This is a genomic window from Kitasatospora sp. NPDC056800 (genome assembly GCF_042789775.1).
GTDB lineage: Bacteria > Actinomycetota > Actinomycetes > Streptomycetales > Streptomycetaceae > Kitasatospora.
Map to the genome: position 1 here is coordinate 82383 of NZ_JBHUAL010000006.1, position 14362 is coordinate 96744.

The 14362-nt window shown below is 75.1% G+C and carries 13 protein-coding genes; 6 read left to right on the forward strand and 7 right to left on the reverse strand.

The features are described 5' to 3' along the window. Positions 1-19 precede the first annotated feature (19 nt). The gene (locus ACFRQN_RS02925; RefSeq protein WP_049654612.1) at positions 20-616 is read right to left on the reverse strand and encodes a helix-turn-helix domain-containing protein; all 597 of its coding nucleotides are present in this window, start codon (positions 614-616) and stop codon (positions 20-22) included. Positions 617-740: 124 nt separating this feature from the next. Between ACFRQN_RS02925 and ACFRQN_RS02930 the strand changes: the two genes are divergently transcribed. After that, a complete protein-coding gene (locus ACFRQN_RS02930; RefSeq protein ID WP_380737773.1) occupies positions 741-1097 on the forward strand; it encodes a hypothetical protein in 357 nt (118 codons plus the stop codon). A gap of 19 nt (positions 1098-1116) precedes the next feature. Here the strand turns inward: ACFRQN_RS02930 and ACFRQN_RS02935 are convergent, their stop codons facing one another. From ACFRQN_RS02935 to ACFRQN_RS02950, 4 genes are all read right to left on the reverse strand, one after another. After that, positions 1117-1278, reverse strand: coding sequence for a hypothetical protein (locus tag ACFRQN_RS02935; RefSeq protein WP_158077757.1), 162 nt, complete (start codon positions 1276-1278; stop codon positions 1117-1119). Between the two features lie 132 nt (positions 1279-1410). Continuing rightward, positions 1411-2976, reverse strand: a complete 1566-nt coding sequence (locus ACFRQN_RS02940; RefSeq protein ID WP_380737775.1) for a hypothetical protein — start codon at positions 2974-2976, stop codon at positions 1411-1413. A gap of 336 nt (positions 2977-3312) precedes the next feature. Next, positions 3313-4173 carry an SDR family NAD(P)-dependent oxidoreductase gene (locus ACFRQN_RS02945; protein ID WP_380737777.1) on the reverse strand — a complete coding sequence of 287 codons (861 nt, stop codon included), beginning with the start codon at positions 4171-4173 and terminating at the stop codon, positions 3313-3315. 404 nt (positions 4174-4577) lie between these two features. Continuing rightward, positions 4578-5741: a magnesium and cobalt transport protein CorA gene (locus ACFRQN_RS02950; protein ID WP_049654602.1), complete on the reverse strand. Its 1164-nt coding sequence runs from the start codon at positions 5739-5741 to the stop codon at positions 4578-4580. Positions 5742-6214: 473 nt separating this feature from the next. On the opposite strand from ACFRQN_RS02950, the gene ACFRQN_RS02955 reads away from it, so the two are divergent. Next, complete coding sequence (locus ACFRQN_RS02955; RefSeq protein ID WP_380737779.1) at positions 6215-7549, forward strand: NAD(P)/FAD-dependent oxidoreductase; 1335 nt, start codon at positions 6215-6217, stop codon at positions 7547-7549. A gap of 142 nt (positions 7550-7691) precedes the next feature. Here ACFRQN_RS02955 and ACFRQN_RS02960 read toward each other — a convergent pair whose 3' ends face one another. Next, positions 7692-8606, reverse strand: a complete 915-nt coding sequence (locus tag ACFRQN_RS02960; RefSeq protein WP_380737781.1) for a RimK family alpha-L-glutamate ligase — start codon at positions 8604-8606, stop codon at positions 7692-7694. Positions 8607-8864: 258 nt separating this feature from the next. Here ACFRQN_RS02960 and ACFRQN_RS02965 point away from each other — a divergent pair, with 258 nt between their 5' ends. Beyond that, positions 8865-10466 carry an ABC-F family ATP-binding cassette domain-containing protein gene (locus ACFRQN_RS02965; protein ID WP_380737783.1) on the forward strand — a complete coding sequence of 534 codons (1602 nt, stop codon included), beginning with the start codon at positions 8865-8867 and terminating at the stop codon, positions 10464-10466. 59 nt (positions 10467-10525) lie between these two features. Here the strand turns inward: ACFRQN_RS02965 and ACFRQN_RS02970 are convergent, their stop codons facing one another. Then, on the reverse strand, positions 10526-11287 hold the full coding sequence (locus ACFRQN_RS02970; protein WP_380737785.1) for a class I SAM-dependent methyltransferase: 762 nt from the start codon (positions 11285-11287) through the stop codon (positions 10526-10528). Between the two features lie 264 nt (positions 11288-11551). Here ACFRQN_RS02970 and ACFRQN_RS02975 point away from each other — a divergent pair, with 264 nt between their 5' ends. From ACFRQN_RS02975 to ACFRQN_RS02985, 3 genes are all read left to right on the forward strand, one after another. Next, positions 11552-11914: a hypothetical protein gene (locus ACFRQN_RS02975; protein WP_380737787.1), complete on the forward strand. Its 363-nt coding sequence runs from the start codon at positions 11552-11554 to the stop codon at positions 11912-11914. Between the two features lie 199 nt (positions 11915-12113). Beyond that, positions 12114-12716, forward strand: a complete 603-nt coding sequence (locus ACFRQN_RS02980; RefSeq protein ID WP_049653421.1) for a carbonic anhydrase — start codon at positions 12114-12116, stop codon at positions 12714-12716. Between the two features lie 161 nt (positions 12717-12877). Next, positions 12878-14320: a SulP family inorganic anion transporter gene (locus ACFRQN_RS02985; protein WP_380737792.1), complete on the forward strand. Its 1443-nt coding sequence runs from the start codon at positions 12878-12880 to the stop codon at positions 14318-14320. Positions 14321-14362 lie beyond the last annotated feature (42 nt).

The following is a 14362-nucleotide window of genomic DNA, read 5'->3' on the forward strand; positions in this document are numbered from 1 at the left end:
CCCCCTGTCAGGAACGAACCTACCGAACAGAGGTTCCCGGGCGCGCCCTGACGTGGATGCGCTCGCCCTGCGGACCGAACAGGCTGAGGAACTCCACCGGCTGCGGGCCCGCGTTGCCGAAGGCGTGCGGGGTGCGGGTGTCGAACTCGGCGGCCTCACCGGCCGCCAGCACCAGGTCGTGGGTGCCGAGCACCAGCCGCAGCCGCCCGGACAGCACGTACAGCCACTCGTACCCCTCGTGGACCTTCAGCTCCAGGTCCGGCCCGGCGTTCCGGCCGGGCGGCACGATGTGCTTGTAGGCGTGCAGGCCTCCCAGGTGGCGGGTGAGCGGGACGATGGTCTGGCCGTTCCTGGTCACCGGGCGCGGGTGGATCCGCGGGTCTCCGGTGGCCGGGGCGCCGACCAGTTCGTCCAGCGGCACCCGGTACTCCCGGGCCAGCGGCAGCAGCAGTTCCAGCGTCGGCTTGCGCTGCCCGGACTCCAGCCGGGACAGCGTGCTGAGCGAAATGCCGGTGGCGGCCGCCAGTTTGGCGAGCGTGGTGCCGCGCTCCCTGCGCAGCGCCCGCAGCCGCGGGCCCACCGTGGTGAGGACGTTCTCGAACTCTTCGTCGGCCATGCCTGCCATTTGCCGGTACGGCAAGGACCCTTGTCAATCCGGCACACGGGTGAGGACCCCTCCGCCACCCCTGCGGGTCACGCCCCCGGGGCGCGTCCACGGCCCCGACGCCTATCCTCACGTCATGCGCATCCACCTCACCCGGGACAGCGTCGCGGCCGGCGACGACGCCGACGCCCCGCACGCCGGGACCGTCACGCTCCCCGACGGCCTGGACGCCCCGGCGGCGCTCACCGCCCTCGGGCTCCCCCGGCCCCGGCTCCCGCTGATCGGCGGCGGCCTCGCCACCTGGGTGGTGCGCGCCGCCGACGGCACCCCGCTGGCCGTCCTCGCCCAGCAGTGGCCGCGGCCCCGACCGCTGCCGGCCTGGCAGGGCCCGCTCGACCGCCTGGCCGGAGCGGACGGCACCGTCCGGCTGCACGTCGAGTACCGGCGCCAACTGGACCCGGAGGCCGAGTACCAGCGGCTGCTGCCCGGCTGAGGCCTACGGGTCCGAACAGCTACGGCGTGCCGAGGAACCAGAAGAACGGCCCCTGCTCGTACAGCGACCGCACGATCGGCTCGGACCAGTCCGTGACGACGAACAGCACCAGGCCCACCGCCCCGCCCAACAGCAGCCCGGCCGCCACGGCCGCCGTCATCATCCCCGCGATCGCCCGCATCCGGGCCTCCTCCCCGTCGCCGGGGAGACTCCCCCGCCGGCCCCGTGGCGGCACCGAACGTCCTTGGACCGAGGCCGAGTTGTCACCGAGCAGTGAGCAACGGTGAGCAACGGGGGCGGGAAGCGCGGCCCGCTACCGGTACTCGCGCAGCCTGGCCCGCACCCCGAACGCGGTGAGGCCGAGCGCCAGCAGCAGCGCCCCGCCGGCCAGCGCCGCCGTGGTGCCGTCGAGGTCGTCGTCGGTCGCGGCGACCGCCCGGTCCATCGCACCCGCGTTGATCGCGATGGTGTCCCCGATCGCGGTGCCCAACTGCCCGAAGTCGTAGTCGGACTGGCCCTTCGACAGCCCGGTGTTGAGCGTGACCGCCTCCTTCAGCCTCCCGGCGTCGCGCAGCTCGCGGATCCCGCGGTCGGTCCGCTGGTACTGCTGGAAGGCGTCCAGCACCCGCTCAGCGGCGTCCTGCTCGCCCGCGAAGGTGATGTTGTGCAGCTCGCTCCCCAGGTAGCCGCCGAAGGGGACCGCCGTACGGTCCGCGCGGTGCCGGGCGGCGGCGTCGGCCAGTCGGGCGCCGTAGTCCGGCAGTGTCGCCCCGTCGAGGCGGACGATCGCCTGCGCCTTGTCGAGGAAGCCCTGCTCGTAGGCGGCGGCGCGGCTCGGGTCGGTGAGGTAGCGGCTCTCGTCGGCGTTCATGTCGTACGCCACGGCGCGGGCCCGGCTGAGCGCGATCACCGAGTCGTAGGCGTTGCTCTTGGCCGTCACCAGGCGGTCGTCCGCACGGCCCGCCAGGGCGAGCGCGGTCACCAGCGCCACGCCGGTCAGCACGGTGACGGCGGCCAACGCCGGGCTGAGGACCCGCCGGTAGCGCACGGCGAGGGCGCGCTGGAGGCCCAGCAGCGCGGCCAGCGCGAGCAGGCCGACGGCGAGCAGCCACCACCAGCCGCCGCCGAGCGCCCGGCGCTGCCCGGAGTACACCTGCTCGACGGTGGCCTCGTTGGCGGCGGTGACCTGGTCGGCGGCGGGCAGCAGCTGTTGGCGCAGCAGGTCGGTGGCCTGCCGGTAGGTGTCCAGGGCCGCCGGGGAGGGTTGTCCGGCCGGTGCCTTGGCCTGCTCCTCCAGCAGCCGGGCCTGGGCCACCAGGGCCTCGTAGCCGCCCAGTCGGCCGAGCACCAGCTGGACGGCGCGCTGCCCGGCCGGATCGTCGGCGGCGGCCTGGGCGGCCTGCTGGAGGTCGTCGTCGGCCTGGGCGCGGCGCTGCTCGTAGGCGTCCAGGGTCTGCCGGCGCAGCGCGGTGTAGTCGGGGTCGGCGCCGACCAGCAGCAGGTTGGCGGCCTGGGCGTCCATGTCGCTGAGCGCGAAGTAGAGGTCGGCGGCGCGGGTGGCCTGCGGGGCGGCCCGGTGGCCGATGGTGTCGGTGCCGTCGCGGGCTCCGCCGAGCACGGCGGTGGCGGTGGCGCCGAGGGCGAGCAGGGCGGCCAGGCTCAGTGCGGTGAGGCCGCGGACCAGGCGCGGGGTGGTCCAGTAGGCCCGGCTGCCCGTCCTGCGGACGGCCCGGCCCAGGCGGGTCGGGGCACCCGGCGCCTTCCCGGCGCGGCCCTCCTCGGCCCGTTCCTCCCGGCCCCGGCCTTCCCCGGCTCGGCCCTCCCCGGCAGGGTCGTCCTCCCGCGGGGCGCTCGCCCGGTGCTCCATGGAGGTCGTCATGACCACCCGTCCCTTCCCCCGTCGCACGGTCTGCCGATGCCCCGGCCGGAACCGAAACGCAGAACCGTTTCTCTACTTCCGCCGCGCGACGCTAGTGCCGCGTCACCCGCGACGAGGTGCTCCCTGACGGCTCCTTGACGCCGCCGGGCACCGTTCTTGACGCGCTCTTGGCGCGCCCTCCCGGTGCCCGGCAGCCGTCATCCTCCGGCGAGGGCCGGGCGGCTCAGCCCTGGCCGGCCCTGCCGCCGCGGTTCGCCGTCTTCTTCCGACGGGCCCTCTTCTTACGGGCGCGCTCGGACACGGCGGTCTTCCTCGTGGACGTCGGGTCGGCCCGGTTCAGGCCGCCCGGCCGACCAGCTGGTCGGCGAGCCTCGCCAGCCGCTTCACCGAACGCTCCTCCTGGGCGACCAGCGCCGTCTGCGCGACCGAACCGCCGTCGTAGTAGGCGCCGTTGGCGACCGGGACGCCCGGCAGGCAGAGCCGGACCACGGCCGCCGCCCCCTCCGCGGCCGGCGCGCCCGTACGCCCGTACAGCGGCAGCAGCGCGGTGGCGCACTGGCCCGGGTTGAGGCTGACGGCCGTGATGCCGGAGCCGGCCGGTGCCATCTCGGCGGTCGCCATGGTGAGCGCGAGCTGCGACTGGGCGTACGCGGCGACCCGCGAGTACCTCTTCGTCCGGTGCGGGTCCGACCAGTTCATCGAGGCGGTGCGGTGCAGCGAGGAGGAGACGTTGACGATCCGGGCGTCGCCGGCCGCCGAGAGCGGCGCCCGCAGCAACCGCGCCAGCAGGTGCGCGGCCAGGAAGTTGACCTGGAGCGAGACCTCGTTGCCGTCCTCGGTGAGGGTGCAGCGCTCGGGGGCCATCGCCGCGGCGTTGTTCACCAGCAGGTCCAGCGCCGGGTAGTGCTTGACGACCGTGCCGGCCAGCACGGCGATCTCCGCGAGGTGGGTGAAGTCGGCCGCCAGTTCGACGAGTTGGTCCCGCCGGGCGCCCGCGGCGACCAGGCGCCCGACGGCCGCCTCGGCCTCGGCGGCGGTCCTGGCGTGCACCAGCACGGTGGCGCCCAGCCCGGCGAGCAGCCGGGCGGTCTCCCAGCCGATCCCGGAGGAGGCCCCGGTGACCAGGGCGGTGCGGCCGGACAGCACGGTGCCGGACATTTCGGACACGGCGGAGATGGACAGGACGGAGTCGGACATGACCGTTCCCAGGGTGCGTGGCACCGCCGGCCCTGACCGGACCGGAGGTGCGGGCTCAACTGGCCCGATGGAATGAGGAGAAGAGGAACGCCGAACGCCTTCTACGGATCGCGACGGCCCCCGGGCGAGGCCCGCGCGCGCCCGCCCCCGCCCGCGCCGCGACGGCGCCGGGACGGGGTACGGCGCGCACCGTGCCCTCCGGCGGGGAGGCGCGGATCAGCGCACGGCGATGACGGCCACGGCAGCGCGGACCGTCGGCCGCCTATGCGGCGGACGGTCGTGATGGCGTACCGGGCGGTTCATGCTCCTCATCCAACCGACGCTCCCCCACCCGGGCAAGCGCCGCGCCGACGCCCTGACGAATCCCTGACGCAGCCACCCCCTTGGAGGTCCGGAGCTCCGGCCTACAGCCAGTTCCGCTTCTTGAACACCAGGTACAGCCCGGTGCACACCAGTGCCATCAACCCGATCGCGAACGGGTAGCCGAAGGCCCACTGGAGCTCCGGCATCGTCTCGAAGTTCATCCCGTACACCGTGCCGATCAGGGTCGGCGCGAAGAGGATGGCCGCCCAGGAGGAGATCTTCTTGATCTCGTCGTTCTGCACGTGCCCCGCCTCGGCGAGCTGCTTCATCTCCTCGTTCTGCCGCTGCGAGACCAGCGTCGCGTTGACGGTGAGGATGTTCTGGAGCATCTGCCGGAAGCCGTCCACCCGCTCGGCGGCGTAGGTGGCGTGGTCGGCGACGTCGCGCAGGTAGCGCTGGAGCTCCTCGTCGGTGCCGTACTTGCCGAAGCCCGCCTCCAGGCTCTTCATGATCTCCAGCAGCGGGCGGGTGGCCCGCTGGAACTCGATCACCTCGCGGGACAGCTCGTAGATGCGGCGGGAGACCTGCGGGTCGCCCCCGAACACCTCGGTCTCGATCTCGTCGATGTCGTGCTGGAGGCCGGCGATCACCGGCGCGTAGCCGTCCACCACGGCGTCCAGCACCGCGTACAGCACCGCCTCGGGGCCGAGCGCCAGCAGCTCCGGGTCGTCCTCCAGGCGGCGGCGCACCGCCGACAGGTCCGGGGCCTGGGAGTGCCGGACGGTGAGCACGAAGTCGGGGCCGACGAAGAGGTGGATCTCGCCGAAGTCGACCTCCTCCGCCTCGTCCAGGTAGCGGGCGGCGCGCAGCACGACGAACAGGGTGTCGCCGTAGCGCTCCAGCTTCGGCCGCTGGTGGGCGACGATGGCGTCCTCGACGGCCAGCTCGTGCAGGTCGAACCGGTCGGCGGCCTCCAGCAGCTGCGCCTCGGCCGGACGGAACAGGCCGATCCAGGCCATCGTGCCGGGCCGGTCGGGCAGCGTGCGGTAGATGTCGGCGAGGTCGGTGGGCGCGTCTATCCGGCGGCCGTCGCGGTAGACCGCCGCGTCCACGACGGAACGCTCCAGCGTCACCGGTTCGACGGGCTGGTCGGGGCGCGGGTCCATCGAGTGCTCGGGCGCCGGCTGGGTGTCCGAGGGCCGGACGACGGAACGGGAGAACGGACGCTTGCTCGCGCGCACGGCGCGCACACGCCAGTCGGACATGGCGGAGACCTCCACGGGGGATGCCCGGCCGCCGTACGGGAACACGGCGGACCGGAGGCGCCCGGCCGGCCGCCACGCGCACGGCGCGACCGGCGGCGCCTCGCCGGGAGGACGAGGTCAGTGCCGCGCGGGAGCCGTACGGGAGGAGGTGTGCCGGGGGCTGCGAGTGGTGCGGGACAACCGGGGGCGGGGCCGACTTCGACCCGTACTACTGCACTCCACGGCTCTCACCTCCTCGGCTCCGCGCGCTCACGCACCGGGAGGGGCGCCAGCACAACCCCGCCGAGTCTAGTACCCGTACGCCCCGGCCTCCGACCAGGGCCCCGGGCCGGGCACGCGTCCACCGCCCGCACCGGTGTTCCACGGAGCGCCCGGCGCCGGCCCCGCGCCCTCTCAACGGCCGCACCGGGCGGGGTTGTTCGTCCACAGCGAAGCCGTCACGAATCGGCGACCACGCCACTACGCTACGTGTCATGACTTCTTCGAAGAAGGCCCCGGGGCGGGGTACTGCGGTGGTGGTCGGCGGTGGACTCGCGGGGCTGGCGGCCGCCTGGGCGCTGCGCGGGATCGCCGAGCGGATCGTCGTGGTGGAGCGCGACCGCTACCCGGCGGGGACGGAGTTCCGGGCCGGGGTGCCGCAGGGCCGGCACGCCCACCTGGTGCTGGAGGCCGGGCACCGGCTGCTGGACGAGATGATGCCCGGCATCAAGCAGCAACTGATGGACGCGGGCGCGCAGCGGGTGGCCGCCTCGGACGTCAGGTGGCTGTGCTCCGCGGGGTGGCTGGCCGAGTACCCGGCGCAGATGGCCTTCCTCTCCTGCACCCGGCCGCTGCTCGACGCGTTCGTGCTGGACCGGGTCCGCGCCCACCCCGCGATCGAGTTCCTGGAGGGGACGGACGTGGTCGGGCTGCTCGGCTCGGCGGCGGCGGTGACCGGGGTGAAGGTCCGCGAGCGCGGCCCGGAGCGCGGCGAGGTCCGGGAGATACCGGCCGAGTTGGTGGTGGACGCGGCCGGCCGCTCGACCTCGGTGCCGAGGTGGCTGGCCGAACTGGGCTGCCCGCCGGTGCCCGAGGAGCGGGTGGACGCGGGCGTCGCGTACGCCTCCCGGATCTTCCACCGCCCGGCCGGGTCCGACCTCGGCGACCAGGCGGTCTACCTCCAGACCAAGGCCCCGGACGCGCAGCGGATGGGCGTCCTGCTGCCGGTCGAGGGCGACCGCTGGATCGTCAGCCTCGCCGGGATGCGCGGCGCCGAACCGGCGGCCGGCCCGGAGGGGTTCGCCGAGCACCTGGGGCAGCTGCGCGACCCCCTCCTGCACGAGGTGCTGCAGGGTGCCGAACCGGCGGGCGAGGTCCGGGGGTTCCTTCCCGGCCCGGGCGTGCGCCGGCACTACGAGCGCGGCGGCCCGGACGGGCTGGTGGTGGTCGGCGACGCCGCGAGCACCTTCAACCCGGTGTACGGGCAGGGCGTCACCGTCGCCCTGTTCTGCGCCCGGGAGCTGCGCCGCTCCGCGAAGCGGCACGGCGGCATCGGGCACGCCGCGGCCCGGGCCGCGCGGCGCGCCGTCGCCGCGGCCTCCGCGGTGCCGTGGATGATCTCCTGCGCCGAGGACGCCCGCTTCCGCGCCACCGCCGGCGCGCCCTCCGGGGCCCTGGTCGGGCTCCAGCACCGGTTCTTCGACAAGGTGCTGGCCGCCAGCACCCGGGACCCGGCGGTCACCGCGGCGTTCCACGAGGTGATGTCGCTGGTGGAGCCGCCGTCGCTGCTGTTCCGGCCGTCGGTGCTCGCGGCGGTCCTGCGGGCCTGAGGGGGCACGGGGACGAGGGGCCGGCGCGGCGCTCCGGGCTTGGGGGGCGCGGCGCCGGCGCGGCGCTCCGGGCGTGAGGGGGCGCGGCGCCGGCGCGGCGCTCCGGAGCGCTGCATCCCGAGGTGCGCAGCGCTCCGGAGCGCTACGCCCCGAGGTGCGCGGCGACGTACGGCAGCGCCACCTGTTCCAGGCCGCGCAGGCCGAAGGCGGGGTGGACGTTGACCTCGAAGACCACGCCGCCGCTCTCGGCCGCGAGGTCCACCCCGGCCAGGTCGAGCCCCAGGGAGGCGGCCGCCGCGACGGCCGACTCCGCGAGCCCGTCCGGCAGTTCGGCGTAGTCGAGCACGGTGGAGACGGCCCCCCGGCTCTCGTTGCAGGGCGCGTCCGGGTCCGCCTGGACGTGCTCGACCACCCGGACCACGCGCCCGTGCAGCACCACCACCCGGTACTGGTGGCGGCGCCCGTCCGGGAGGATGTTGCGGGCGTCACGGGCGAGCAGCCAGGGCGCCCGCGCGTAGTGCCGCGCGGCGGCGTCGAGCTGGGCGCGGGTCGTGACGTGGAAGACGTCGTCGCCGCCCATCCCGACGCAGGGCCGGGCCCAGACGTCGCCGCCGAGTTCCGCGAAGGCCTCGGCGGCGGCCTCCGGGCTCGGCTCGCGGAGCGCGATGCTGGGCATGTGCGGCACGCCGTCCCGGACGAAGCGGGCGACGGTGAGGTCCTTCTCGGTGGCCGACCGCCACGCCTGGGCGTCGGTGCCGAGCGAGCGGGCGCCGAATCCGCGCAGCCGCCGCTGGAAGTCCTCGAACGCGCGGCGCCGGTGCGGCGGGATCTCATAGACGATCACCGTCTCGGCGGTCACCGTCCGGCCGCCCGCCTCCAGTCGGAACCCGCCCGCGTCGTCGGCCTCGATCAGGCCGCTGCCGCCGGTCAGGAAGTGCCGGGCGTCCAGCTGTACGGGTTCCCGGCCGGTCAGCGTCCGGGCGGCGGCGGCGAGCACCTGCCGACTGCCTTCGGTCGAGCTGTGATCGGTCAGGAGTACGAGATCGCGTCGGGGCATGCGGACATGCAAGCGAGTGCGGCGTGATCACGACAAGGCGGCCTCGTGCGCCACCGGCCCGGCGGGGTGGCCGAAACCGGGTATCCGCAACCGTGCCGCCCCGCTCCGAGCCGTCCGCTTCGTCGCCCGGTTAATTCGGATGCGCCCGCTCCGCCCGCCCGCTAGCCTGCCCGACATGTCTACGCCCCGAATCTCCTAGCTCGCGGACCCACTTCCACGCAACCCGTGTGTCCGCAAGCTTTTTCGGAGCGTTATCCCATGATCACCACCCGTGGTGTCGACGTGCGCGTCGGCGCCCGCCTGCTGCTGTCCGACGTCACCCTGCACATCGCCCCCGGCGACCGGATCGGCCTGGTCGGCCGCAACGGCGCCGGCAAGACCACCCTGCTCGCCACCCTGGCCGGGCAGCTCGCGCCCGCCGCCGGCACGGTCACCCGGACCGGGGCCGTCGGCTACCTCCCGCAGGACTCCCGCGCCGCCGACCCGTCGGCCACCGTCACCGACCGCGTCCTGTCCGCCCGCGGCCTGGACGCCGCCGTCCGCGCCGTGCGCGCCGCCGAGGCCGCGATGGCCCGGGCCGGGTCGCCCGCCGAGGAGCGCCGGGCGATGGACGCGTACGTCCGGGCCGAGGCCGGGTTCCAGTCCCGGGGCGGCTACGCCGCCGAGGCCGAGGCGGCCCGGATCGCGGCCGGGATCGGCCTGCCCACCCGGGTGATGGACTCCCCTGTCGGCACGCTCTCCGGCGGTCAGCGCCGCCGGGTCGAACTGGCCCGCATCCTGTTCGCCGACCACGGCACCCTGCTGCTGGACGAGCCGACCAACCACCTGGACGCCGACTCCGTCGCCTGGCTGCGCGGCTTCCTCGCCACCCACCGCGGCGGACTGGTCCTGATCAGCCACGACCTCGGACTGCTCGAGGAGACCGTCAACCGGGTCTTCCACCTGGACCCGCAGCGCGCCACGATCGACGTCCACAACACCGGCTGGCAGACCTACCTGAACCAGCGCGCCGCCGACGAGCGCCGCCGCACCCGGGAGCGCGCCAACGCCGAGCGCAAGGCCGCCGCCCTGCACACCCAGGCCGACCGGATGCGGGCCAACGTCGCCACCGCGACCACCGCCCGCAGCATGGCCCGCCGGGCCGACCGGATGCTCGCCGAGCTCGAACCCGTCCGGCAGGCCGAGCGCACCGCCCGGATCCGGCTGCCCGAGCCCGCCCCGTGCGGCCGGATGCCGCTGGGCGCGATCAGCCTCGCCAAGTCCTACGGCGGCCGGCCGGTGCTGACCGGCCTGGACCTCGCCGTGGACCGCGGCAGCCGGCTGGTCGTGCTCGGCCCGAACGGAGCCGGCAAGACCACCCTGCTGCGCGTCCTGGCCGGCCGGGAGGCCCCGGACGCCGGCCGCGTCGTCCCCGGCACCGGCCTGCGGCTCGGCTACTTCGCCCAGGAGCACGACACCCTCGACCCGGCGCTCAGCGTGCGCGACAACCTCGCCGCGGCCGCGCCCGGCCTGACCGACGGCGAACTGCGGCACGTGCTGGGCGCGTTCCTCTTCCGCGGCGACGACGCCGACAAGCCCGCCGGGGTGCTGTCCGGCGGCGAGAAGACCCGGCTGGCCCTGGCCGCCCTGGTGCACTCCGGCGCCAACGTGCTGCTGCTCGACGAGCCGACCAACAACCTCGACCCGGCCTCCCGCACGGAGGTCCTGGCCGCGGTCGGCGGCTACCCCGGCGCGATCGTGATGGTCACCCACGACCCGGACGCCATCGAGGCGCTCCGGCCGGACCGCGTGCTCCTCCTCCCGGACGGCGACGAGGACCTCTGGCACGACACCTACCTGGACCTGGTCACGCGGTCCTGAGGGCCGGTGCCCGCCCGCCGGGCTTCCTCCCGGCGGGCGGGCGGGCCGGCCCGGCCCGGCTACGGCTTGCGCGCCTCGATCAGGAAGCGCGCCGAGTGGGCGACGAACGGCCCCTCGGCGCGGATCCGCCCGTCCAGCTCGCGCAGCCGGTCCCGGTGGGCCTCGACGGTGAAGCCCGGGACCATCCAGACCACCTTGCGCAGGAAGTACACCACCGCGCCGATGTCCCGGAACTCCGTCCGCAGCCGCTCGGACCGCAGGTCCACCACCTCCAGCCCGGCCGCCCGCGCCTCGGCACCCTCCACCTCGGGGCGGCGGCCCTCCCGTGCCTCCGGCTGCGGCCCGAGGAAGTACTCGACCAGCTCGAAGACCGACGCCGGGCCGACGTGCTGGGCGAAGTACGTGCCACCGGGGCGCAGCACCCGGGCGATCTCCGTCCACCAGGCCCGCACCGGGTGCCGACTGCTGACCAGGTCGAAGGCCCCGTCGGCGAACGGCAGCGGCGGCTCGTCCGGGTCCGCGACCACCACCGCGCCCAGCGGGTGCAGCAGCCGCGTGGCGCGGGCCAGGTTGGGCGGCCAGGACTCGGTGGCCGCGAGCACGGGCGGCCGCCCGCCCAGCCGTACGGCGCCCGCGAGCACCTCGCCCCCGCCGGTCTGGACGTCCAGCGCCGCCGTCGCTGCCCCCAGCCGCCCGGCCAGCAGCCGCTGGTAGCCCCAGGAGGGCCGCTCCTCGGTCGCCCGGCCCTCCAGCCAGGAGAAGTCCCAGCCGTCCACGGACACGGACTCCGCCTCGGCGATCAGCTCTTCGAAGGTACGCATGTCCGCATCATGACGGCGGGTCCACCGCCCGGCCAGCGGATTCCCTCGGCGGGCGCCGCCAGCCACTGCATCGGCCGCGGCTTCCGAAAATTGATGACGGATCCTCATATTCCTGTGGAAGAAGCTCGATTGGCCCCGACAGAACCTTCACGCGATGTTGGGGAAATCTCACCTCGGCGGAGCCCGGAGCTAACGTCGTGGTTACACACCGTCGGTACGCTGGGGGACGACGGTGATCGGCAACGGGCCCGAGGGGAGGCGGCGGTGACGGCACGGCGCATCTCGCGCGGCAAGCGGCTCGCCCTTCTCTTCGCCGCGCTCGTCTCGGCCCTGTTCGCCGTCCTCGGGACCGGCGCCCAGGCGTACGCCGCCGAGCCGCTGCCGAAACCCGCGGCAGCTGCCGAGGGGGACCCGACCTGCAAGGCCCACCACGCCGCGGAGTCCCTGACCGGCCGGGCCGCGGTCCGCCACCGCTCGTGCGGCGGCACGGCCGTCCGCACGGCCCTCCTCGCCTCGGTCGGCACCGGCGTCGCGGCCACACCCGCCACGGTGCCCACCGGGCCGGTACCGGAAGCGAACGGGTCGAGACCGGCCGCGCTCGCGCGCCTCCAGGTGTTCCGCTGCTGACAGCTCCCGCGAGCTGACGCTCCTCGCACGCGATCCGGCGCGCGCCCGGTACGGGCACGCGCGGCCCCGCCATGCCCTCGGCCGGCGATCCGCGGCCCGGACCGGCGCACCGCTCCGCCGCACCCGCGTCAGCCCGCCGCTGCCCCACGACAGCAGCTCCCCGCCCGGCACCACCCGGGCGGGCAGAAGGAGACCTCTCATGCAGTCCCTCGTGACGCACGCCCGCGTCTTCCCGCACCGGCTCGCCACCAGCGGCCACGACCTCGGCCGGCTCTCGGCCGGGCAGGCCCCCGAAGCCCTGTTCATCACCTGCTCCGACTCCCGCGTGGTTCCGGCCCTGATCACCGGATCCCGCCCCGGGCAGCTGTTCGAGCTGCGCACCGCCGGGAACATCGTCCCCGCCTACGACACCACCGCCCCCAGCGGTGAGGCGGCCACCATCGAGTACGCCGTCGACATCCTCAGGGTCCCCGACATCATCGTCTGCGGGCACTCCCACTGCGGGGCCATCGGTGCCCTCGTCCGGGCCGAGGACCTGGCCCCCGTCCCCGCCGTGCGGACCTGGCTCGAGCACGCCGCTCCGCCCACCCGCCACCTCGCCCCCGTTCCGGCCCACGACCAGGAGGCGGACGTCGCGGGGCCGGTGCAGCGCAACGTGCTCGCCCAGCTCGACCGGCTGCACACCTACCCGGGCGTGACCCGCCGCCTGGCGGAGGGCACCCTGCGCCTGCACGGCTGGTACTACGAGGTGCACACCGGCACCGTCCTGGCCGGCTCGGACCGGGGGTTCCTGCCGCTGTGAACACGCCCTACCGCAACCGCATCCCCGACCGCTCCGGGCTCCGTGGCCGCAACCGGGTTCCCGACGGCTCCGGGTCCCGTGGCCGCAACCGGGTTCCCGACGGCTCCGACCGTTCCGCCGCGTCCGCGCCGCGCGGCCCCTTCGCGCACTGGCGCCAGGACCTGCCCGCCTCGCTGGTCGTCTTCCTGGTGGCCGTCCCGCTCTGCGTGGGCGTCGCCGTCGCCTCCGGCGTGCCGGCCGAACGCGGCCTGATCACCGGCATCGTCGGCGGCCTGGTCGTCGGCCTGCTCCCCGGCAGCAGCCTCCAGGTCAGCGGGCCGGCCGCCGGACTGACCGTTCTCGTCTACGACGCCGTCCAGCAGTTCGGGCTCGCCTCCCTGGGGCCCCTCGTCCTCGCCGCCGGGGTCCTCCAGGTCACGATGGGCCTGCTGCGGATGGGCCGCTGGTTCCGCGCGATCTCCCTGTCGGTCGTCCACGGCATGCTCGCCGGGATCGGCCTCATCCTGATCCTCGGCCAGCTGTACGCCGTCTCGGGCCGCTCCGCGCCGGGCACCGGCCCCGCCAAGGTGGCCGGGCTCCCCGCGCTGCTCGGCGACTGGCTGACCGGCCGGGCCGCGATGACCGCCGTCCTCATGACCGCCGCCACGGTGGCCCTGCTGATGTGCTGGAAGAAGCTGCCCGGCCCCGTCCGCGCGGTGCCCACCCCGCTGGCGGCGGTCGCCCTCGCCGCCGGTGCGACCGCGCTGTTCGACCTGGACGTCCCCAGGGTGGACGTGGACGGCCTGCTCGGCGCCGTCGCCGTCCCGACCGCGGACGGCTTCGGGGCCGTCGCGAGCGCGGCGGGCCTCGGCACCGTGCTCGCGTTCGCCGTCATCGCCTCCGCCGAGAGCCTGTTCAGCGCCGCCGCGGTCGACCAGATGCACGACGGACGCCGCACCGACTACGACCGGGAGCTCACCTCCCAGGGCGTCGGCAACGCCCTGTGCGGGCTGCTCGGCGCGCTGCCGATGACCGCCGTGATCGTCCGCAGCGCCGCCAACGTCCAGGCCGGCGCCCGGACCAGGACCTCCCGCGTCCTGCACGGTGTCTGGCTGCTGCTGTTCGCCGCGCTGCTGCCCGCCGTCCTGGGGCTGATCCCGCTCGCCGTCCTCGGCGGCGTCCTCATCCACGCCGGCGGCAAGCTGATCCCGCTGCGGCAGGGCGCGGCCCTGTGGCGGGCACACCGCGGCGAGGTCGTGGTGCTGACCGCCACCGCGGGCGCGATCGTCGTCACCAACCTCTTCGAGGGCGTGCTGCTCGGGGTGGCCCTCGCCGTCGCCAAGAGCGCCTGGCAGACCTCCCGGTTGCACATCGATCTCACCGACGACGGTGACGGTCGACCGCTGCAGGTCCGGCTGAGCGGCAACGCCACCTTCCTGCGGCTGCCCCGCCTGCTGGACACGCTGGAGTCGCTGCCGACGGACCGCGCGGTCGACCTCGACTGGAGCGAACTGCGCCACCTCGACCACGCCTGCCGCAGCGCCCTGCTCACCTGGGCCGACCAGCACACCGCACGGGGCAGCACCGATGTACGGCTGAAACCGCCACTGGTCATGAGCGCCTGACGATCGGACGGACGGCGGGTGGGCGGGGCGCCCCTTCGGAGC